Annotated in this window: 16 protein-coding genes; 6 read left to right on the top strand and 10 right to left on the bottom strand. The window is 66.8% G+C overall.

Annotated elements, in window-relative coordinates:
- Window positions 1-240: 240 nt before the first annotated feature.
- On the top strand, window positions 241-1,635 hold the full coding sequence (locus OG326_RS26705; protein ID WP_327139868.1) for an alpha/beta hydrolase family protein: 1,395 nt from the start codon (window positions 241-243) through the stop codon (window positions 1,633-1,635).
- Window positions 1,636-1,689: 54 nt separating this feature from the next.
- Here OG326_RS26705 and OG326_RS26700 read toward each other — a convergent pair whose 3' ends face one another.
- Together OG326_RS26700 and OG326_RS26695 are read right to left on the bottom strand one after the other, a co-directional pair.
- On the bottom strand, window positions 1,690-2,388 hold the full coding sequence (locus tag OG326_RS26700) for a hypothetical protein (protein WP_327139867.1): 699 nt from the start codon (window positions 2,386-2,388) through the stop codon (window positions 1,690-1,692).
- A 180-nt stretch (window positions 2,389-2,568) separates the two neighbouring features.
- Complete coding sequence (locus tag OG326_RS26695; RefSeq protein ID WP_327139866.1) at window positions 2,569-3,096, bottom strand: NUDIX hydrolase; 528 nt, start codon at window positions 3,094-3,096, stop codon at window positions 2,569-2,571.
- 178 nt (window positions 3,097-3,274) lie between these two features.
- Between OG326_RS26695 and OG326_RS26690 the strand changes: the two genes are divergently transcribed.
- A complete protein-coding gene (locus OG326_RS26690) occupies window positions 3,275-3,655 on the top strand; it encodes a nitroreductase family deazaflavin-dependent oxidoreductase (RefSeq protein ID WP_327139865.1) in 381 nt (126 codons plus the stop codon).
- 128 nt (window positions 3,656-3,783) lie between these two features.
- Here the strand turns inward: OG326_RS26690 and OG326_RS26685 are convergent, their stop codons facing one another.
- On the bottom strand, window positions 3,784-4,287 hold the full coding sequence (locus OG326_RS26685; RefSeq protein WP_327139864.1) for a nitroreductase/quinone reductase family protein: 504 nt from the start codon (window positions 4,285-4,287) through the stop codon (window positions 3,784-3,786).
- Window positions 4,288-4,491: 204 nt separating this feature from the next.
- Between OG326_RS26685 and OG326_RS26680 the strand changes: the two genes are divergently transcribed.
- Complete coding sequence (locus OG326_RS26680; protein ID WP_327139863.1) at window positions 4,492-6,045, top strand: glycosyltransferase family 39 protein; 1,554 nt, start codon at window positions 4,492-4,494, stop codon at window positions 6,043-6,045.
- Here OG326_RS26680 and OG326_RS26675 read toward each other — a convergent pair.
- Window positions 5,999-7,474: an ABC1 kinase family protein gene (locus tag OG326_RS26675; protein ID WP_327139862.1), complete on the bottom strand. Its 1,476-nt coding sequence runs from the start codon at window positions 7,472-7,474 to the stop codon at window positions 5,999-6,001. The genes OG326_RS26680 and OG326_RS26675 overlap by 47 nt on opposite strands.
- A gap of 273 nt (window positions 7,475-7,747) precedes the next feature.
- Between OG326_RS26675 and OG326_RS26670 the strand changes: the two genes are divergently transcribed.
- Together OG326_RS26670 and OG326_RS26665 are read left to right on the top strand one after the other, a co-directional pair.
- Complete coding sequence (locus OG326_RS26670; protein ID WP_327139861.1) at window positions 7,748-8,626, top strand: metal-dependent hydrolase; 879 nt, start codon at window positions 7,748-7,750, stop codon at window positions 8,624-8,626.
- Complete coding sequence (locus OG326_RS26665; protein ID WP_327139860.1) at window positions 8,623-9,900, top strand: PDR/VanB family oxidoreductase; 1,278 nt, start codon at window positions 8,623-8,625, stop codon at window positions 9,898-9,900. Before OG326_RS26670 ends, OG326_RS26665 begins: the two co-directional genes overlap by 4 nt.
- Here the strand turns inward: OG326_RS26665 and OG326_RS26660 are convergent.
- From OG326_RS26660 to OG326_RS26645, 4 genes are all read right to left on the bottom strand, one after another.
- Window positions 9,831-11,591: an SDR family oxidoreductase gene (locus OG326_RS26660; RefSeq protein ID WP_327139859.1), complete on the bottom strand. Its 1,761-nt coding sequence runs from the start codon at window positions 11,589-11,591 to the stop codon at window positions 9,831-9,833. The genes OG326_RS26665 and OG326_RS26660 overlap by 70 nt on opposite strands.
- A 175-nt stretch (window positions 11,592-11,766) precedes the next feature.
- The gene (locus tag OG326_RS26655) at window positions 11,767-13,752 is read right to left on the bottom strand and encodes a CocE/NonD family hydrolase (protein WP_327139858.1); all 1,986 of its coding nucleotides are present in this window, start codon (window positions 13,750-13,752) and stop codon (window positions 11,767-11,769) included.
- A 237-nt stretch (window positions 13,753-13,989) separates the two neighbouring features.
- Window positions 13,990-15,246, bottom strand: a complete 1,257-nt coding sequence (locus OG326_RS26650) for a PucR family transcriptional regulator (protein ID WP_327139857.1) — start codon at window positions 15,244-15,246, stop codon at window positions 13,990-13,992.
- Window positions 15,247-15,258: 12 nt separating this feature from the next.
- Window positions 15,259-17,061, bottom strand: coding sequence for an AMP-dependent synthetase/ligase (locus tag OG326_RS26645; protein WP_327139856.1), 1,803 nt, complete (start codon window positions 17,059-17,061; stop codon window positions 15,259-15,261).
- A gap of 296 nt (window positions 17,062-17,357) precedes the next feature.
- On the opposite strand from OG326_RS26645, the gene glnA reads away from it, so the two are divergent.
- Window positions 17,358-18,794, top strand: coding sequence for a type I glutamate--ammonia ligase (gene glnA / locus OG326_RS26640; protein WP_327139855.1), 1,437 nt, complete (start codon window positions 17,358-17,360; stop codon window positions 18,792-18,794).
- Window positions 18,795-19,080: 286 nt separating this feature from the next.
- On the opposite strand, the gene OG326_RS26635 is transcribed toward glnA, so the two are convergent.
- Complete coding sequence (locus OG326_RS26635; protein ID WP_327139854.1) at window positions 19,081-19,590, bottom strand: DUF4189 domain-containing protein; 510 nt, start codon at window positions 19,588-19,590, stop codon at window positions 19,081-19,083.
- Between the two features lie 409 nt (window positions 19,591-19,999).
- Window positions 20,000-21,319 carry a lipase family protein gene (locus tag OG326_RS26630; RefSeq protein ID WP_327139853.1) on the bottom strand — a complete coding sequence of 440 codons (1,320 nt, stop codon included), beginning with the start codon at window positions 21,317-21,319 and terminating at the stop codon, window positions 20,000-20,002.
- Between the last annotated feature and the right edge of the window lie 19 nt (window positions 21,320-21,338).

Raw genomic sequence — 21,338 nt, 5'->3', positions numbered from 1 at the left:
GTGTCCGGATCCGCCTCGGATTTCCTGGCTTCGGTTCTGATCAAGACCCTGCAGGGTCTGTTCACCGGTAGCACCGGCGCCTGAGCCGCACAACGTAAACAGCCCATCCGAGTCGCGCGGGACATCGGATGGGCTGTTCTCGTTTCGGAGGTAGGCGTTTCGGGATCATCCTGGGGGATGACCTGAAACGCTACTTTCCGCCGACGTGCCGGCGGTGCCCGATGCGCAATGCTCGACGCAATGTCGATCATCGATGCGGTTGTCCCCGGCGCCGCCATACTCTTCGCGATGGTCGCGGCCGTGGCGCCGGGCCGGGCCGCACGCCTCGCCCCGATCATGTTGCCGCTGTTGGTCATCGGCTGTCTGGTCCAATGGGTGCTGGAGAGCTTCTACTGGCAGATGGTGCCGATCTACCTTGTCATCGGCGCGACGGCGTGGCTGACGCTGAGCCGAACCCCCGCCACCGCGAGTAGGCGGCGGCGGATTCTGACCGGCGCCGGTCGCGGCACTGTCGGCCTGCTCGCCCTGATCGCCATCCTGCCCTGGGGTTTTCAGCCGGTGCCGCACCTGCCCGAGCCGACCGGGCGCTACCGGGTGGGCTCGGAGATCTTTCGCTGGGTCGATCAGCAACGACCGGAGACGGCCACCGAGGCCGCCGGTGTTCACCGCAATGTTGTTGTGCAGGCGTGGTATCCGACCGACTTCGCGTCGGGGCGGCGCTGGGTCTATATCGACGGGCTCGGCAGATTGCCCGGCAGCGTATCGCTGGTGCCGAGCTTCCTCATGAGCAATTACGGGTCCATCGATACCCATGCGTTCGCCGATGTGCCGATCAGCGCGGATCGCATGCAGTGGCCGGTCGTGCTGTTCTCACCCGGTTACGGCGCCCCGCGGGCGTTCTACACCGGGCTCGTCACCGATTTGGCCAGTAGGGGATTCGTGGTGCTCGCGATCGACCATCCCTACGAGTCGGCGGTCACCGAACTCGCCGATGGCACCCTCGCGACACCGGCCGGGCACTTCCCCGATAATGCCGCGGACGGCGATCGCTATATGGCCGAGCAACTTTCGGTGCGCGCCGCGGATCTGCGTTTTGTCGTCGACCAGCTCGGCCGCTCCGACGCCGTCGGTCTGCTCGCGGGCCGTCTGGACACCGATCACATTGCGGCGGTGGGCCATTCGTTCGGTGGTGCGACCGCGGTCGCCGCCGCGGCGCTGGATCCACGGATCAGGGCGGCGGTGAATATCGACGGCACGCTCTACGGCGATCTCCCCGATCGGGCGCTACAGCGCCCATTCCTGCTGCTGGAGAGCGATCATTCGGAGACCGGCCATTCCGCGCAGTATCTCGACCGCAGTCGCAGCCTCATCGAGCACCTGCAGGCCGGCGGCTTCCGCTACGAGATCGCCGAGGCGAACCACTTCAGCTTCACCGATGCGCCACTGTTCCTCGCCGCACCCGCACGCTACGCCGTAGCCCAGTTCATCGGAGGTTCCCGCGGACCGGTCGACACCCAGCGCGCGGCCGACGACATCATGGCCGCATTCCTACAGGGTCCGCTCGGCGGATCACCCGCCGATATTCCGGCCGCCGCCGCGCACCACCCGAACATCCACGGCGGTCCGGTGCCCTAGCGGCGTCGTTTCCGGATCCGCGTCGGGTTTCGAGGTGACACGGTTGCCGCGGTCTCAGGAGACCGGGATCGCAGCACCGATCGCAGCGCCGATGCCGGCACCTACGGCGCCCATGGCGAGTTCGGCCGCCACACCGGCCGCGCCGCCCACGGCTGACCCGACGGCACCACCGATGACAAAACCGGTCAATCCGGTTCCGACCATGCCCGGCCCGGTCGGGATACCTGCACCGAGACCTACCGCGGTGCCGATCGCAGCACCGGCGGCGGCACCGGCGGCCACACCGCCGGAGAGAATGACCAGCGCCACGGGGAGAGCCACGAGCGTGCCCGCCGCCCCACCGATCGCAGCGCCGATGCCGGCATTGGTCAGCCGCTGCTGGTCCTGCGGGGACAGTTGCGGCACAGCTAGATCCGCGAGTGTTGGGATGCTCAGATCGGCGGGCGCGGGCAACTGCACATCACCCGGCAGCGCTACAGCGGGCAGTTTGATGTCCGGCACTGGCACACCGGCCACGTCAGCGGCGGGCACTCGCAGCTTCGACAGATCCCCGACAGGCACCGTGAAGCTCGAGAGATCGGCACCGGGCAGACCGATGCCGGGCAGCACCACGGCGGGCAGTGCCAGGTCCTGGATGTCTTCGGCCGAGGCCGGGGCGGCCGAGACCACGCTGGCGCAGGCGACCGCGACGGCCAGTGGCACTGTGCCCGTGATGATTCCACGGCTCAGCCACAGTTGTGCAGATGTCTTCACGATCGATCCCTCATCCTGTTCTCGATGTCGGATGCGGACCGGTGTGTATTCCTCGCGCGGCCCGCACTGCGCCGGGGCATTCACGACGCGGCTTCGGCCGGCAGACCGGAGCTGAACAGGCAGGACGCTACATAAGCGCGTTCCTTACGCCAAGCTAACAAGCAGCTACTGTGACTGGTCTCACGGCAGGGGGCGCAGCAGGTCGGGGATCATGCGGCGGGTGTCGGGGACGAAGGGCCAGGAGGGGTCGGACAGGTGTGTGCGGAGTTGCGCGTCGGTCCACCACCAGCCGTCGGCGATCTCCTCGGGCTGGTGGTGGATCGGGCCGTCGGAACGCACTTCGTAGGCGAAGAGGTGGCAGCGCATGGGGCGGCCTGCCCATTCGCCGTCCCAGGCGGCGGTGACCAGGGGGCGGGGGCGATCGTCGTTGGGGCCCAGCTCGATTCCCAGTTCTTCGCCCAGTTCGCGGATCGCGGCGGCGGCGGGGTCCTCGCCGGGATCGAGGACGCCGCCGGCGAGGCAGTCGTGCATGCCGGCGAAGACGGCTTTGGTGTCGGTGCGCTTGTGCACGTAGATGCGTTCGCCGTCCAGGGAGCGCACCAGGACGCCCGCGCTGGCATGCCAGAGTCCCCGGGCGTACACCACGGACCGCTCTTCGACGCCGATCTCGTGACCGGCGGCGTCGTATACCGCGATCAGCTCCGACATGAGGGCTCCCTCCTGTGCCGCCGCGGGGCCGGCGGTCTCAGGTGCACCCTAACCAGGGTGGGGTACGGCGATGCCGCCCGGACCGTGCGGTGGCGGCGTAATGTCTGGGACGCAACCGTTTTGATCTCTGCTGCGCTGCTGAGCAACGGCGAGGATCTCACTGTCGAGAGGACGAGATATGCCGCTGCCACGGGCGCTCGCGAGAATCAATCGGCGGATCACCAATCCCGTGCTCGGCGTCATGGCGCGCATCGCACCCGGATTCGGGATCGTAATCCACGTCGGGCGCAAATCCGGCCGTGTCTACCGGTCGCCGGTGACGGTGTTCCGGCGCGGCGACGGCTACCGCATCGCGCTCACCTACGGCCGGGATGTGGACTGGCTGAAGAACATTCGCGCGGCGGGCAAATTCGAGCTCGAGACGCGGGGGCGCATCGTGCCCCTGAGCGATCCGGTCCTGGGACACGACGCGTCGGCCGCCTGGGCGCCGCCGGTGGTTCGCCAAGTGCTGGTGGGATTGTCCGCAGCCGACTACGTCCAGGCGCACATCGCGAAGTAGAGCGGCGTCACGCTCCGGCTCGGCGTGCGCCGGAGTCGGATCAGCCGTGCGCCTGATGCGGTTCCACCGTGAGCCGGAGGCGGCTCGATCGTGCGCCGAGTCGGTTCGGGTTGTGCGCCGGAGTCGGTTCAGCGCAGGGTGACCCGAATGACCACGCCGCCCTGCTGCCAGGTCTGGTAGATATCGGCCTGGTGCGGACTGCCGTCCGGATCGAAGCCGATGCCGTTGAATTTGGCGTTCTGCTTATTGTCGCGGGCAATGAGGTCGTAGAGCCGCATGACCGATTCACTGTCCTCGAACACCTCGGCGTCTGCGCTGCGCTGCGGGCCGCCCAGGGAGACCTCGATCGGGACGCCCTTGCGGATATTGCGCACCCACGGGCGTTTGGAGGTGCCGATGAGCAGATCCCCCTCGTGCCGCGTGTACGCGACGGGAACGTCGTAGACCTTGCCGGACTTACGGCCGGTCACATGCAGGGTGACCAGCCGCTTGCCCAGCTGGTTGCCGATGATGGGGACGTTCAGCAGCGTGCGGATGACGGTATTGAGCACGCCCTGATAGGACCGGATCGGTTCCGGCCCGGTGGTGGTGGGCGTGCCGTACGGATTGGTTTCGGGGGTGGGTTCGGGCATGCCGGTCTCCTCGACGGAAATGCGTTGCGCGACAGGCGCATGCACGTTCGAGTATAGAACTCCGGGACCCGTCCGAGCGGCGGTGCGCGCCGCGGCACGGACCGCAGGGTGTTTCGTGTGCGGGAGCCCTCCGCAGGACGCTGTACATTCGCCACTGACCGCTTTTGTCACTTCGAGCAGTACCCGCCATGCAGGAGTATGCCGATGACCGATGTGGTGGACAGCCCCGCGCAACCGAATCCGACCAGCCGGAAAACGTCATTTCACGAGCGCCCGGCCCTGTCGTGGCCTGCGGTCGCCGCGGTGGCCGTTCCGGCCGCTGTGGTGTTGCTGCTCTCGGCGACGCGGTACGGCTACTTCGGTGATGAGCTGTACTTCCTGGCGGCCGGCCGGCGGCCCTCGTTCGGATACGCCGATCAGGGTCCGGTGCTGCCGATGGTGGCGCGGTTCATGGATATCCTCGCCCCGGAATCGTTCTTCGTCCTGCGACTGCCCTCGGTCGCGCTCACGGTGACCGCAATCATCCTGTGCGCCATGCTCGCCCGCGAATTCGGCGGCGGACGCTGGGCGCAGGCGCTCGCGGCCACCGGATACGCGACCTCACCGTTCCTGCTGCTGCAGGGCGCCATGCTGACGACCAATGCCGTCGACACCGCGCTGTGGGTGATCATCACCTGGCTGGTGGTGCGCTGGGTCCGCACCCGCGAGGACCGGTTACTCCTCGCAGCCGCCCTGGTGACGGCGATCGATATGCAGGTGAAGTGGCTGATTCCCTTCTTCTGGCTGGCCGTGGCCGCGAGCAGCCTGGTGTTCGGGCCGCGCGATCTGGTGCGGCGACCGCTGCTGTGGCTCGGCGGTGTGATCGTGGTGCTGGTGACGGTGCCGGAATTGCTGTGGCAGTCCCGCCACGACTGGCCGCAGCTCGAGATGGGCCGGGTGATCGGCGCGGAGCAGGGGATTCTCGGCGGGCGCCTGCAGTTCGTGCCGATGTCGGTGAGCCTGGCCGGATTCCTGGGCGCGCTCCTGCTGCTGTACGGGCTGTGGGTTTTGCTGGCGTGGGAGTCGTTGCGGCCCTATCGTTTTCTGGGTGTCACGCTGATCCTGCTGTTCCTGGCGTTCCTGATCACCGGCGGCCGGATCTACTATGCCGCCGGGATGTACGCCGTTCTGATCGCCGCCGGTGCGGTGGGTGTGGTGACGACCACCGAGCGGATGGGGAGCGGCGGGCGGCGGTTCTTGATCGCCCTCGTCACGATATTGGCCGTCTGCGCAGCGGCTTTCGTGCTGTACTCCACACCCTGGCGTTCGGCCGATTCGGTGCGCCCGCCGGTCGACGATGCCGAGGCGGCCGTCAATATCGGCGTCTACGGATCCTTCGGCTGGCGCGAACTCACCGAGGAGGTGGATCGCGCCTTCGACGGGCTCAGCCGGCAGGAGCAGTCCAATGCCGTCATCATTACCGATACCTATTGGCAGGCAGCGGCACTGGATGAGTTCGGCCGCAAACAGCTGCCGGATATCTACAGCCCGAGCCGGGGTTTCGGCTACTTCGGCGCACCGCCGGACGACGCCACCGCCGTACTGGCCGTGGGCAGCTACGAGGCGGTGCTGCGCGGCCAGTTCGACCACGTCGAACCGGTGGGAAAGGTGAACACCCGCATCGGTTTCCCGGGCAATACGCAGAACGTCACGATCTGGAAGTGCACCGGGATCAAGAAATCGTGGTCACAGCTGTGGCCGAAATGGATGCATCTGTGACCGGTACCCCCGCGCGTGCGAGGGTACCGGCCGCGGGACCCTCACCCAGGTGAAAGCGCTCGACCGCCGCCCGCCACTCCGGTAGGTAGGCGTGCAGCTCATCGCGCAGGGGCCCCTCGATGCCCAGCTGGCACAGCACCCCGGCCCCGGCCAGAATGGTGCGCCCGATCGGGGTGTACTCCGGCGGTGAGGTGAGTTGCCTGCTGACGTTCGACAGCCGTGGCTCGGTGGCGCGCAGGACCTGCTTGCGCAACCATGCGGTGGTCAGGTGGGAGGTGTGCTGCAGGGTGATCTCGCGGATGGGCGCGGTCATGGCGACCAGTCCGTCGATATCGAAATCGCCGTCGGCGCAGATGAATCCGTGCCCGCGCAGCACCGCCTCCAGCATGGTGTTGGACCCGTTGAGCGCCGCATCGGCGATCTCGCCGACCACCGTGGGGAAGTCCGACGGGAAGGGTGGGCAGGCGCCGTAATCGACGATGCCCAGTCGGCCGTCGCGCAAGACCCGGAAATTGCCGGGGTGCGGATCGCTGTAGAGCAGCCCGGTGCGGGCGAAGCTGGAGACCACGAACCGCAGGAGCAGCAGGCCGACCCGGTCCTTCTCGGACTGGTCCCCGGAGGCGATGATGCGCGGCAGCGGAATACCGTCGAGCCATTCGCTGATCAGCACATCACCCTGCTGGTGCACCACCCGGGGGACGGCGAAGTCCGGGTCGTCGGCGTAGGCCTCGGCGAAAACCCGCTGTGCGGCAGCCTCTTTGGCGTAGTCGAGCTCTTCGGTGATGCATTCGGTGAACGCGTCCGCCAGTGCCCGGGTATCGGCCACCGGCATGAAAACCGTTGCCAGGGGTGCGAGTCGGCGGATCTGCGCGAGATCGGACTGCACCGATTCGCGGGCACCCGGGTACATGATCTTGACCGCGACGGGGCGGCCGTCGCTCCAGACCGCGCGATGCACCTGGCCGACCGAGGCGGCGGCGCAGGAACGCGGTTCGAAGGAGGTGAATCGATCCCGCCAATTCGCGCCCATACTCGCGGCCATCGCCTCGTACACCGCGCCCGGGAGCATGGCCGGGGTGGAATCCTGCAGCTGGCTCAAGGCCTCCCGATAGGGCGCACCGAGCTCGGCGGGAAGCGCCAATTCGTAGAGTGCGAGCACCTGGCCGAATTTCGCCGCGCAACCCTTCAGTTCACCGAGCACCTCGAACATGTGCTGTGCGGTGCGCGCCTGGATATCGAGCTCGACCTCGCGGGCCGGCTGCCCCAGCGCCCGGCGGCCCAGACCGCCCGCGCGCCGCGCCGCATAGGCGACCGGCAGGGCGACGATCTTGGCATTGCGCACGGTCGCTCGGGTCGGCGGCTGTCCGACGGTGTCGGATTCGGCGCGGCGGCGCAGTCGCCGGAAGCCGCCCGGGCGCGGTTCGGGCATAGGGGACCTCCCAAGATCGGGTGTCTCAGTGTGTCATGCGGCCGATCATCATCGGAAGCCGAAAGTGGCCGCTGATTTTGCTCATGGTCGGACAGGGCGGACAGACCGGCCGGAAACAGGGTCTCGCCCAAGATCATCCAGACTGACTGTCTCAGACAAATAATGCCGAATCGTGGACAATGCTCCCCAACTGTCCGAGACTGGGGGCAGGCGAAGCGTCGCGGTGGCCCGGACGGCAATGAGGCTGTCCCGCGGCCGGACGGAGGAGCGATCATGAACGAGCAGGTGGGCAGGGTCGCACTGCGGCCGCGCGAGGTGCACTTCGATTTCACCGCGTCTCCGCTGCACTGGATTCCCGGGGAACCCATTGCCTCCCACGCCATCTCGGGACTCAATCTGATTCTGCCGATCGGTGAGCGCGGCTTCGTCGAAATGTTCCGGCGCGCACTGCCGTACGTGGCCGATGACGAATTGCGCGAGCAGATGATCGGTTTCATGGGGCAGGAGGCCGTGCACGCCGAATCGCACAATCAGGCCGTCTGGGAGTTCCTGCAGCGGCACGGAATCGATCCCGAACCCATGATGACCGAGGCCGAGTACCTGTTCGACCGTGCCATCGCGCGGCTGGACACGCTACCGGAGCAGCTGCGGCACCGGGTCGTGGTGCAGATGCTGGCACTGATCGCCGGGCTCGAACACTTCACGGCGCTGGGCGGGGACTGGATTCTCAATCAGGATTTCGAGGCCCTGGACGCCGATCCCGCCCTGACCGATCTGTTCCGCTGGCACGGCGCCGAAGAGGTGGAGCACCGCAGCGTCGCCTGGAATGTGGCGCGCTACTTCGGGGCGCGGCGGCCGCGGCTGGTCACCCTCTATCTGGGCAGCAGTGTGGGCCTGCCGGCGGGATTGATCGCTGTCGCGTGGTGGCTCACCCGCAAGGATCCGACCATGCCGAAAATAGGTCCGGTCAAGGTGTTCCGGGAGATCGGCAGTGGAATACGGCGCGGGGTGCTGCCGCCGTGGCGTTTGATCGGCAGTGGCTTCGCTTCCTTCGTGCGCTCGGATTACGACCCCGAGAACACCGGCGATACCGGTCAGGCGGTCGCCTATCTGGCCAAGTCTCCGGCCGCCAAGCTGGCGCACGCGTCATGACCCGTGCGCCCGAGCTGCAGACAGTCGAGGGCCGCATTGCCGAAATGCGCAGGCGCGGTGTGCCACCCGCCTTCTGGGCCCCGCCGCTGCGTCGTGATCCGCTGCTCATGGTGGCGGACCGGCTGATCGCGCCCGGCGCGCGGGTGCTGGCCTGGTGCTCACCGCAGGTCCGGGTGCGGCCGCCGATCGATCACACCCGCGAACTGGTGCTGGTCGACCGGCAGGTCGTCGCCGCGGACGATGAGGTGGTCAGCTTCGTCTTCGCGCATCCACGCGGGGCGGTATTGCGGGCGTGGCGGCCCGGCGCGCATCTGGATGTGGTGCTGCCGTCCGGGCGGATGCGGCAGTACTCACTGTGCGGTGATCCGGACGATCCGTTCCACTATCGAATCGCGGTGCGCCGCATCACCGGTGGCAGCGGCTCCCTCGAACTGCACGAGAGCGTGCGGGTGGGTGCGCGGGTGGAGGTCCGGGGCCCGCGCAATGCGTTCCCGCTCACCCTCGCCGGTGCCGACCGGACCGGGGCCGCACGGCGAATTCGTTTCGTGGCGGGCGGAATCGGTATCACCCCGATCCTGGGCATGATGCGCGCCGCGGACCTCGCGGGCACCGACTGGTCCCTGATCTACACCGGCCGCCACCGTGATTCACTGCCGTTCCTCGACGAGATCGCCGAATACGGCGATCGGGTGCGCATTCGCACCGATGACGAATCCGGCCTGCCCAGCGGCGAAGACCTGGTGCCGCACCTGGATTCGAATATCGCCGTCTACGTCTGCGGGCCGCCACTCCTGCTGGATGTGGTGGCCGCGCGGGTCGCGCGAGCGCCGGGCGTGGAGCTGCACTGCGAGCGCTTCGCCCCGCCGCCCATCCGGGACGGGCAGCCGTTTACGGTCCAACTGGGCTGGGGCGGAAGAACTCTCGACATTCCCGCCGATCGCAGCGTGCTCGCGGTGGTGGCCGAGGCCGACCCCTCCGTCCCGTACTCCTGCAGGCAGGGATTCTGCACGACCTGCAAGGTGCGGGTGCTCTCCGGCACCGTCGAACACCGCGACACCGTGCTCAATGACGCCCAGCGGTCGCAGGGGGACATGCTGATCTGCGTCTCGCGTGCGGAGCCCGGCGCTCGGCTGGTGCTGGATATGAATACCGGTGCGGCAGCGGCGGATCGGGCGCCGCTGCCGCACCGGTCGGTGTTCGTCCGCTACCGGGCCAGGCTGGCGCGGGCGGCGCCGAAGCGCATGAGGCTCGGCGGGGTGAGGCGGGTGCCGTAGTAGGCGGCCCACGCCTCCGGGGTGACCGGGACCACGGCGCGATTGCGCTGTACCGCAAGGACTATCGCCGTCGCCACCTTCGAGGGCGGGTAGCTGCGCAGGCGGTAGAGAGTGTCGAAGGCCCGCTGGCGCAGTTGCTGCTGTTCATCGGTGACACCCGAGAACTCGGTGGTGCGAACGATATTGGTGTGCACGATGCCGGGGCAGATCGTGCTGACGCCGATATTGTCCTGCGCCAGTTCGGCACGCAGGCAGTCCGAGAAGGTGAACACGGCGGACTTGCTCGTGGAGTACGCGCTGAAACCCTGCTGCGGCGTATACGCGGCCATGCTGGACACATTCACGATGTGCCCGCCCAGCCCGCGCTCGGCCATGAGCCGGCCGAAGGCGCGGGAACCGTGGATCACGCCGAAGAGATTGATGTCCAGGACGCGCCGGAAACTCTCACTGGGCGTGCGCAGAAACGGTGCGGCCTGGCCGATTCCGGCATTGTTGACCAGCACATCCGGAATGCCGTGCACGGCGGCGACCTCGTCGGCATGCGCCTGGACCGCGGATTCGTCGGAGACGTCGAGGGTGTAGGGGTAGGCGCTGCCGTTGAACTCGGCGATCATGGCCGCGGTGTCCTTGACCGCATCGCCGTTGATATCGGAGATGACCACCTCGGCCCCTAGCCGGGCGAAGGCCAGGGCCGTCTCACGGCCGATGCCCGAACCCGCGCCGGTGATCACCACCAGATGATCGTCGAACGGGCGGCGGGTGCGTCCCACCTCGGCCCGGCGCAATTCGCGGGAGGGTTCCTGCCCGGAGACGGCGTCGATGAGCTGGACGGTGGCGCGGGCCAGCACCTGCGGATGCGAATACGGCACCCAGTGACCGGCTTTCAGATCCCGCCGCCACAGCTGATCGGTCCATTCGGATTCGTCGTCGAAGACCGCGGGGCGCACGGCCGGGTCGTACTGGGCGACGATCAGCTGCACCGGCACCTTGGTGTGCCGGTCGCGGGCGGAGAAGAGCTTGGCCACCACAAGATTCGCGCGATAGATCTGCAGGCCGTTGGCGGCGTCCTCGGTGAAGGTATCGCCGAGCGTGACCTGTTCGAACGGTGTGCCCTGGGCCAGGCGCAGCCCGAGACGGAAGACCTGGCCGCGCAGGCCCATACGCACCAGCGGCGGGGTCACCGGCGACATGAAGGCGAATTGATAGGCGAGCGAGGCCAATTGGGCCAGCGGCGCGACCAGATTGCCCGGCGTGGGCCGGGCGAGACGGCGGCGGGCCCAGCGTCCGGCATGGTCGAGATTGGGGCCGGAGACCGAGGTGAAGGAGGCGATGCGCTGTTCGGCATCCGGTTCGCACACCGCATCCCACACCGTGACCGAACCCCAATCGTGCGCCAGCACATGGACGGGCTCGTGCGGGCTCACCGCATCGGCGACGGCGAAGAAATCGGTCGCCAGCTCGGGAATCCGGAAGGCGCGATGGTCCTGGGGATTGGTGGTCCTCCCGTGCCCGCGCGCGTCGTACGTGACGACCCGGAACCGGTCGATCAGATGGGGCAGGACGTTGTCCCACAGGCGATGGGAATCCGGCCAGCCGTGCACCAGCACGATGGTCGGTCCCTCGGGGACGCCCTGTTCGTAGACCGCGATCTCGATATCGCCATTGGTCACCGTGCGTGTCTGCAGCGCCACTGCTGCCTCCTCTGTCTCAGACAGGTGAATCGAGTCCAGCTTGATGGGCGCGGAGGCGGGTGTCAATGCACCGGGGTGAATGCGGCATCGGGGGTGAATGCGTCGAAGGGTGGTATGGCGGCGGCGACCGGCCATACCACCCCTCCCCGGTTCCCCCCGGGCTCTGTGGGCGCGATCAGTGCGTGAAGGCGCCCGCGGGTGCGAGCGGCAGCACCAGACTCGACGGCCACGCGGCATTGCGCTGCAGCTGCTGCGACGTGCCCAGCAGGCGCGGCAGATCCGTGGGGATCGGCATGGTGGACGGGAAGGTGCCCGTCGAGATCCGCAGGCGCAGTGCGTGACCGGGCTCGAGGCGATAGAAGGTGGGGCGCAGCTTGATCTCCATCTTCACCACCTCGCCCGGCGTCAGCAACTTCTGGTTCTCCAGTGTCAGTACGTGTTCGGGAGCGTAGACCGTACCGTCCGGTGTGTGCCAGGTCTTGTCATCGTTGAGGGTGCGCTGGCTCGCCAATTGGGAACCGCCGGTGATGTTCACGGCCGAACCGTCCGGCGCCACATCGTCGAGCCAGACCTGGAAGGCCGCATCGGTGCCGGTGGAGGAGGCATACAGCGACACACTGGCGGGTCCGGCCAGCACGGTCGGCTCGGTCACCGGATCCATGGTGTACTTCAGGCCCGCGGTCGGCTCCAGCACCTTCTCGGTGCAGGGGTTGTAGGCGGTGAACAGGCGGAAGACGAAGTCGAGCAGCCCCGCGGTGTACTGGCCCAGACTCTGCCGGTTGCACAGATTGTCGATTCCGGTGAAGTCGAGCCGGTCGGAGGCGTCGGCGACGGTCGGCGGCTGCTCGCTGAGGCGGTCACCGTCGAAATAGCGCTGCGTCACGGTGGTCTGATCGAACGGGTAGTGCGCGGTATCGGCGGCATTGTTGCCCGGATCGATGAGGTGCAGCGGCTTGTCGGTGTGGTCGACGCCGTTGGGAATGTCCTTGAGCCAGCGGTCGAACCACGCCAGGGTGATCGTATCGGTGTCCAGGCGCGAGCCGGGGCCGACGCCCAGGCCCACGTGATACCAAGGGCCCATGAGCAATTGGTAGCGCCCGTCGGCCCGCTGATCGCTCGCCATGGGCGCGAACTGATCGCGCCCGGCCGAAAGGTTCTGCAACTGCGAGTAATTGCGGAACGGGCCCTCCTGGTAGAGGTCCCAGAGACCGCCGACCTGGTACATGGCAATGCCGTTGTCGACGAGATTGTGCAGGTCGGTCTCGAAGCGCCGCTCCTGCCACCACGAGGTGTCGTACGCCAGCGGGCCGCCGGCGTACGCCTCCAGCAGCAGTTTGATGGTGGAGTCCGAGGCGACCAGTGCCTGCAGATGATCCACCAGGGACTTCATGAACGTCTGCGGGGATACCACCGCGGTCATGAACGGGCCGATGAGGCTCAGGAACGGCACCATGAGCGAGATCGCGGTCAGCAGGATGGGGCTCATCATGCCGTCGTGACCGAGCACCTCGTTGAAGATATTGTTCGGCATCGCCATGGGCACAATGGCTTTCAGGGGCGATCCGGGGCCGATGGCCTCGGCGGTGCGCAAGGCGTTCAGGGCGGGGAAGGAATACCCGAACATGCCGACCTTGCCATTGGAGCCGGGCAGCTTCGAGGCCCAATCCACCAATTGCACACCGTCGGTGCCGTCCTCGCGGGACGCGGGATTCCACGCGCCGGTGGAACCTCCGGTGCCGCGCACATCCGCGATCACCTCGATATAGCCGTGCCGCACCAGCATGTCCTGGGCGCTGGTGGCCTGATTGATCACCCGGCGCACATCGCGGAGCTGGTCGGGCAGCGGAATGTGCAGCTCGTCGATGACGCTGGTGATCGCCGCCGTGAGCGCGCTGGTGACCGCGCCGTACGTGGTGAAATTGACGACCACCGGGAAGTCACCGGCTGCCCGCTGCCCCGTCGCCGGATCGGTCGGATACCGCACCTCGGCCTGCAACTGGGTGCCGTCGGACAGCGGAACCACATGTCCCAGTTCATAACCCACGCCGTAGGGCGCCGGGGTCGGCTGATAGTCCGCGGGCAGTCCGAAGTTCGCGGGTGCGCTCGGCACCGGGCCGGAGGTGGGCACGGCTCCCGCGAACATGGTGCTGGACACGGTCATCGCGAAAGCGGACAGCCCCGCCACAGCGAGCGGGACGAGGCGGCAGCGGACAGCCGGCCGGGACTTGCGTGTCAACGATCTACCTCTGCGAATGGTCGGGAGGCCGCACCTGCGGGCGATCCCGCCGCGCGACCTCGTCGTCGGCATTCAGCACACCGCACAGTCGATAGCCTCCGCTACCGGCAATCGCCAAGACTGTCGGACACCCACTTGTGCATCCGCCCAAAAGCGAGCGGATTACGGTGCGAACGAAGCGGATTCGAGGCGGCGGGCGATGCGGGCCGCGGACAGGGTCATGGCGTCGGTGGGGCGGAGCGGGTCCAGGCCGGTGAGTTCGTGGATGCGGGCCAGGCGGTAGGTGACCGTATTGCGGTGGATGTTCAGCAGGCGGGCGGTGGCCAGCTGGTTGAAGCCGGTGTCGACGAAGACCTCGAGGGTTTCCGCCAGCAGTGGCTGGGAGTCGAGGGGGGCCAGGACCGCGGCCAATCCGGTGCGTGCGCTGCCACCGGCCGCGACGGTGTACTCGAACATGAGATCTGTTCGGCGGCAGACCATCTGGGAGCGGTCGAGGCAGCGGCCGAGCTCGGCGAGCATGCGGGCCTCGGCGAAGAGTTCGGGAATCTCGGCGCGCGAAGACGCCACCGTGACGCCCACCCAGAAAGGCGCGGGCGGCGGAGTGCGGGGCGCCGGGGATTCCGGCTGCCGGGCGAAGTGGCCGGGCAGGCTTTCGGCCTGGCCGATCGGGTGGGCGGGCAGCAGGCGGGTGGTCAGGGCCGCCAGGGTGGCGGTGCCGTCGTCACCGGGGTGCCGGGGGAGCAGGGCCGTCCAGCCGCCGCTGTCCAGGCGCAGGAACACACCGGGAATCGCCTCGATGCGATGCCGCAGTTCACTGGTGTCCGCGCCGTGCCGCGTGCCGCCCGCCCCGGTGCCGAGGCGGAAGACCGCGATGACAAACGCGTCCGGCACCGCGATGGCCGGTTCATCGGCCCATTCGATGGGGTCGCGCCCGGTGATCAGGGCATCGGCGATGGCCCGGCGGCGTTCGAGCAGTTCCCAGCGCGGATCGTGCGCGCGCTGCACACAGGCGGTGGCGATCCGCGCGGTCAGCAGGGTGATATAGCTGAGCAGGGGGAGTGCGGCATCGGTGAGCAGTTCGCGCTCACTCTCGGCCGCGGCCGCGCGAATGCGGGACCAGATGTACTCGGCCCCGAGGCGGTAGCGGCCGAGTACCTCCTCCAGCGGTTCGCCGTCGCGGACCCGGCCCAGGGCGATGTCGACCACCTCGCGGGTGTCGTCCTCACTGGGGTTGATACCGGTGCGCAGGAAGTCGAAGAACAGATCGACATTGAGTTTGGTACCGCGCTCGAGGCCGCTGACCACCAGTGATTGGGGCAGGGTTCGATACGGCGGTACCGCGGTCGGGAGCTCGTCCCGTGCCGCGACCGCGCGCCGATACAGTTGTTCCAGCGCCCGGTCCCGGTTACGCACCAGCATGAACTCCCCTAGCTACATGTACAGCGACTCGATAGTAGACGCGTATGCGATAGCTATCGGTTTGCGCCTCAGTTTTCCGGTGGCGGTCAGGCATTCACTGCCGGGAGCCCACACATCCGGCAGCACCGCGAACCGCTTGATCTGTTCCACCCGGGAGAGTGTGGAATTCGCGGCGTCAATGCCCTCCTGCAGGGCTTTGAGGACCACCGGGTCCGCGGCCAGCGCGGCAATGCTCCGATCCGATAGCTGATGCCGTTCGGCGAATGCGGCGGCCAGATCGGGGTCCAGGCAGATGAGCGCGGTGTTGTAGGAGCGCGCCTCGCCGATCACCGCGACGGCGCCCGCCAGCGGGGTGTTCTCGGTGACGGTGTTCTCGATATTGGTCGGCGACATATTCTTGCCGGCCGCATTGATGATGATTTCCTTCTTGCGATCGACGATCTTCAGGAAACCCTCGGCGTCGAGCTCGCCGATATCGCCGGTGTGCAGCCAGCCGTCGCCGTCCACGGTCTCGGCGGTCTTGTCCGGGGCATTGCGGTAGCCGCGCATGACCATTCGGCCGCGCACCAGCACCTCGCCGTCCTCCGCGATCTTCACCTCCGCGCCCGGCAGGGCGGTGCCGACGGTGCCGATCTTGATGCGCTCGGGGCGGCTGACCGTGGCGCCCGCGGTGCATTCGGTCATGCCGTAGCCCTCGCACAGCGGCAGGCCGAGGCCGAGGAAGAATTCGTGGGTATCGCGGGGGATCGGGGCCGAACCGGTGACGGCGACACGGACCTTGTCCAGGCCCAGGCGTTCCCGGACGGTGGCGAGCACCAGGCGATCGGCCAGCCGGTACTGCACAGTGTCGACGATGTTCTGGCTGCGGCCGTCGGAGACCGCGCGGGCGCGGGCGCGGCCGGTGCGCACGGCCCAGTCCACCAGCGCGCGCCGCACCGGGCTCGGTTCGGCGGCGAAGCGTTCCTCCAGTGCCGCTTTGACTTTCACCCACACCCGGGGCACGCCAAGGAATACGCTCGGGTGCACCTCGATCAGCGCCTCGGCGACCTGCTTGAGATCCGGGCAGGTGGTGATCTCAGCACCGCTGAGCAGCGACAGGTAGTGCGCGAACCAGCGGTTGGCGGCATGCGCGTCGGGCAGGTACGAGACCACCTTGTCCTCGCGGCCGCCGCCGCCGAATTCCTCGACCACGCGGGCGTTTTCGATGAAATTGGTGTGGGTCAGCTCCACGCCCTTGGGTGGGCCGGTGGTGCCGGAGGTGTAGACGATGGTCAGCAGATCCTCGGGATCGACTGCCCGCCAGGCGCTGTCGAAGTCGAAATCGGCGGCCGGACTCGCCTCGATATCGGCCAGCGCGATCGTCCCCTCCGGGGCGTCGTCCACGCAGATCACGTGTTCGACCGTAATGCCCTGTGCCGCGGCCTTTGCCACCGCCGCGAGCACCTGCGGCGCGAACTGGCGCTCACAGATGACGGCCTTGTTGCCGGCATTACCGAACTGGTAGACCAGCAGATCCACCGGATTGGTGTTGTACACCGAGAACGGCGTCGCGCCCGTATGCAGGATCGCGGTATCGCACAGATGGAACTCGGGGCGGTTGGTCATCATGAGCGCCACCGTGTCCCCGCGCCCGATGCCCAGCGCCGCCAACCCCGCGGCAATGGCGCGCACCCGCTGCCCGTACTCCCGCCAGGTGATCGCGACCGCTCCACCGAGCGTGCGCAGTGCGATCGCCTCCGGATATGCGGTCACATTCGACTGGAACGCCTCGCACAGCGTGTGCGGGCTCGCTGCCGCCACCGATGTTGAACTCACGACCTACCTCTGGCTCACACGTCATCGAGAGCGCCTGCCCTCGGGTCGCCATACAGCACACCGCACAAAGAGCGGTGCGGACTAGTGGCAATACGGAAGACATGAGGTGATCGTTTTGTGCAAGGTGCCAAATGTGGTCAGAGGCGGCGTGGAGCGCGGATCTTGCTCTCGGTGCGGGGTGCGATTCCTGGTTCACCGGGCGGATATCGGACGTATCGTCGTAGTACCAACAGGACCGCCGGACCCCCGACCGGGCCGTCCGATCGGGTAGTGGTGCGGCTGTCGAGGAGCCCGCCGTGATCACCCCCACCGTCACCGGAGTGCAGGACTACATCGAAACCGAAGGCGTCGAGTACGTCGACGTCCGCTTCTGCGATGTGCCCGGCACCCAGCAGCATTTCTCCATTCCCGCCGCCATGTTCGGACCGGAACTGGTCGAGGAGGGCATCGCCTTCGACGGCTCGTCGGTGCGCGGCTTCCAGGCCATCCACGAATCCGACATGCTCCTGCTGCTGGATCTGCGTACCGCGCAACTGGATTCGTTCCGGGCCGCCAAGACGCTCAATATCAGTTGTTTCGTACATGATCCGCATACGCGCGCGGCGTACAGTCGCGATCCGCGCAATGTGGCGCGCAAGGCCGAGGACTACCTGCGCAGCACCGGTATTGCCGATACCGCCTACTTCGGGCCGGAAGCGGAGTTCTACATCTTCGATTCGGTCCGCTACGACACCACGATGAATCGGTCCTTCTACGAGGTGGATTCGGCGTCTGCGGACTGGAACACCGGCGCGAAACACAATCCCGACGGCAGCCTCAATCGCGGTTACAAGGTGCGGCCCAAAGGCGGTTACTTCCCCGTCGCGCCCTACGACGCCGACGTCGATCTGCGCGACCGCATGTGCACCAACCTGCAGCGCTGCGGTTTCGATCTGGAGAAGGGGCACCACGAGGTGGGCACCGCCGGGCAGGCCGAGATCAACTACCGGTTCAATACCCTGCTGGCCGCCGCCGATGACCTGCAGCTCTACAAGTACATCATCAAGAACACGGCCTGGGAGGAAGGCAAAACCGTCACCTTCATGCCCAAGCCGCTCTTCGGCGACAACGGCTCGGGAATGCATGTCCACCAATCCCTCTGGCGCGACGACATCCCCCTGTTCTACGACGAAGCGGGCTACGCGGGCCTGTCCGACCTGGCCCGCCACTACATCGGCGGCCTCCTCCACCACGCCCCCTCCCTGCTGGCGTGGACCAACCCCACCGTGAACTCCTACAAACGCCTGGTCCCCGGCTACGAAGCCCCCGTGAATCTCGTCTACAGCCAGCGCAACCGCTCCGCCGCCGTCCGAATCCCCGTCACCGGCACCAGCGCCCGCGCCAAACGCCTGGAATTCCGCTGCCCCGACTCCTCCGGCAACCCCTACCTCTCCTTCGCCGCCATGATGATGGCCGGTCTCGACGGCATCATGAACAAACTCGAACCCGCCCTCCCCATAGACAAAGACCTCTACGAACTAACCCCCGAAGAATCCGCGGAAGTAACCCAAACCCCCGCCAGCCTCGACGCCGTAATCACCCGCCTGGAAGCCGACCACGACTACCTCACTCACGGCGGCGTCTTCACCGAAGACCTGATCGAAACCTGGATCCGCATCAAACGAGACACCGAAATAGCCGAAATCAACCTCCGCCCCACCCCTTACGAATTCGACCTCTACTTCGACGTCTGAATCGTCTGAGCCCGTGAATGTTGTTGTCGGAACTGAGGAATAGGCACTGAACCCGGGCAGTTTGTGCAGTGCATGACCGAGAGCGACAGGACCGAACCTGTCCCTGATGTCAACGCCCCGGCCAGCGGACACAGCGACGGCCCCGAGATGACCCGGGGCCGTTGTTCTTTAGCTAGGTCGCGATGACCGCCTGAATTCGCGGGCATTGCAGGATGTTGCACTGTGCTGCTGGCGATCTCATCATCACCGGTGCAGTGCCTTCTTCCGGATCATGGGAGGCTGCACGTCACATATTCGAGGTGCAGAGCACTTCCACAACTTCTGCTTGCGACAGTTCCGCGGACCCGGTATCGGCAAGTATCGCTCGCGGATAGTGGCGGGCCAGCCCGATGTACGCACGGCGTAACGCGGTGTCTCGGTCATCGCCCACACCCGCGCCGACGCCATGGCTCGTGTCATCGCTGGTGTAGACCAACGCGCCGCAACCATCGGCCCAGTGCACCAGGACAACACAGTCGGTAGCGCCATCCCAGCCGCAGTTGTCCAACGCTTCGTCGACCGCCGCCTCGCCACTCACCGCATCGACGCTGATGCCGTAGTTCCACTCCTGCATACTGAAGGCGATCGCACCGAACAGCTCAGCCCCCTGTGCGGTATCGGCCGCTTTCGCCGCCCCGGCACCTATCACCGACCCGGCCGCAAGCCCCAGCGCCGCGACCGTGACAACGGCTTTACCCATGAACTTCATCAAACACATTCCCCTGAGAACACTCGCAAACATGAACCCGATGATCATCGCCGATCAGCAACACGTTCACGCGATCGACCTACAAGATCACATTCCCCCGAGGTGAACCCCTGTGCTTCCCAAGCAGTTCGGGCCATATCGAACGCGAAACCCTGAGGTTGTCAGCCGCTCAAGCACGAGGCTCGTGCCCGATACGACCAACGAGATAGCCGAGGTAGCAACCAAGGTCCTCGAACGATTCTGTGGCCGACTGTTCCACACCTACCTTCGAACACGCGGCGCAGGATTGCCGGCCTCGAGAGACCGCTCATCGGGTGCGGGCGCAGGATGTTCGGCTGGCCGAGATAATCTCTGCGCGTTGATCTTCAATCCCGCCTCGTGGCCGGCTCGAACAGCGCGCAACGCGGCAGATGAGTGTGTTCCAGGGACAGCCGGTCACGGAGATATGCTCCGCGTACTACGCACCACCGATCGCCATAGACGGCACCGTGCGCGTCGAGCAGCCGTCTGGTGCGGCCTGCCCCGCCAGACGTTCATCGATCCAACGCAGGGCTGCGGGCAACGCACTGATCGCGAGAATGGCGTGTTCGCTCAATTGGTCCCGCGTATAGGTCACCGGCGCCCCCGATGCGCACCACTGAGCCACCGTCTGGTCGATCGGCGCGATGGCGACGATCTCGTCGTTCACAGCGTGAAAGAGGAAGAGCGGCACGGTCGGTGCCGTGATGCCCTCGATCTCATCGAACGACGCTTGTAGCTGCTCCAGCAGTTGCGAAAAGGGGATCGTCAGGTAGTCGTTCATGTGCAGGAACGCGTACTTTTCCGCGGCGGACACCGAGCATTCGCCGCCGCCCGCCGCCATCAGCGCTTTCCCGGCAGGCGTCAGATACGTGTCGAACACCGCTGCGGTCCGCGGATCGGCGTGCATCATGCCCGGCAGGAGTGTCAGCAGGAAACCGGAGAATGGGCCGCCGTCGAGCGACCGCAGGTAGTTACTCATGGACTCCAACGGACCGCCTGCTCCACCGCCCCGAGCAACACCCACCAGTCGTAATTCGGGGGCGTAGGTCGGTTGAACCTGTGAGAGCCAAGCGCTGCCGTACGAGCCGCCGGAGTAGCCGAACGCAGCAACCGGAGTATCGGTGCCCGACAGGCCGAGCGGTGCGAACGCCTCGGCTGCGCGCACTCCGTCGAGCGCGGTATAACCCGGCTGATTCGGGGTGAGCAACGCTTCGTTCGCCCCCTCCCAGTCGGGTACGGAAATCGCATGACCTGACGACAACATCTGGTCGATCGAAATGAAGTCCAGCGAGGCGTCGTACTTGTGGTCCATCGGGACCGCTTCTTGCCGGAGCGCGAACGAGGGAGCGCACTGCGGGGCCGAGGCATCTTCGGCAGCCTGATAACTGATCAAGCCTCTGACCTGCCCGGTTCGTGGCCGCAGTACCGTTGTCACGGTCGTGATGGGCCGACCGGCGGTATCGGTCGTTCGATACAGCAACTGCCAGGCATCGGCGTCCTCCGCCTGCGGACCCAGCGAGGCCACCTCGATGGGCCGCGAATTCAGCACGGTGCCCGGCGCCTTCGAGTCCCAGCCCGCCGGCGGGGTGTAGAACGGGTCGTTCTGCGGAATCGGGATCGGCTCCGCACGACCGACCGCCATGGAAGTGCCGGTAAGGCACAACACAGCCGACATCACGATTAGAACCGAGCGCAGCTGACCTCGTGTCACCACTGAACACACTGCGCCACAAGATGATACGCCAATGTCCAACATTCGGACTTCCCTCCCTGGA

The sequence above is a fragment of the Nocardia sp. NBC_01327 genome, assembly GCF_035958815.1.
GTDB lineage: Bacteria > Actinomycetota > Actinomycetes > Mycobacteriales > Mycobacteriaceae > Nocardia.
This window is presented reverse-complemented; position numbering and strand designations above follow the sequence as displayed.

Coding starts and splice junctions, on each gene's coding strand:
- OG326_RS26705 (WP_327139868.1), top strand. CDS start 241: ATGTCGATCATCGATGCGGTTGTCCCCGGCGCCGCCATACTCTTCGCG.
- OG326_RS26695 (WP_327139866.1), bottom strand. CDS start 3,096: ATGTCGGAGCTGATCGCGGTATACGACGCCGCCGGTCACGAGATCGGC.
- OG326_RS26690 (WP_327139865.1), top strand. CDS start 3,275: ATGCCGCTGCCACGGGCGCTCGCGAGAATCAATCGGCGGATCACCAAT.
- OG326_RS26685 (WP_327139864.1), bottom strand. CDS start 4,287: ATGCCCGAACCCACCCCCGAAACCAATCCGTACGGCACGCCCACCACC.
- OG326_RS26680 (WP_327139863.1), top strand. CDS start 4,492: ATGACCGATGTGGTGGACAGCCCCGCGCAACCGAATCCGACCAGCCGG.
- OG326_RS26675 (WP_327139862.1), bottom strand. CDS start 7,474: ATGCCCGAACCGCGCCCGGGCGGCTTCCGGCGACTGCGCCGCCGCGCC.
- OG326_RS26670 (WP_327139861.1), top strand. CDS start 7,748: ATGAACGAGCAGGTGGGCAGGGTCGCACTGCGGCCGCGCGAGGTGCAC.
- OG326_RS26665 (WP_327139860.1), top strand. CDS start 8,623: ATGACCCGTGCGCCCGAGCTGCAGACAGTCGAGGGCCGCATTGCCGAA.
- OG326_RS26655 (WP_327139858.1), bottom strand. CDS start 13,752: ATGACCGTGTCCAGCACCATGTTCGCGGGAGCCGTGCCCACCTCCGGC.
- OG326_RS26650 (WP_327139857.1), bottom strand. CDS start 15,246: ATGCTGGTGCGTAACCGGGACCGGGCGCTGGAACAACTGTATCGGCGC.
- OG326_RS26635 (WP_327139854.1), bottom strand. CDS start 19,590: ATGATCATCGGGTTCATGTTTGCGAGTGTTCTCAGGGGAATGTGTTTG.
- OG326_RS26630 (WP_327139853.1), bottom strand. CDS start 21,319: ATGTTGGACATTGGCGTATCATCTTGTGGCGCAGTGTGTTCAGTGGTG.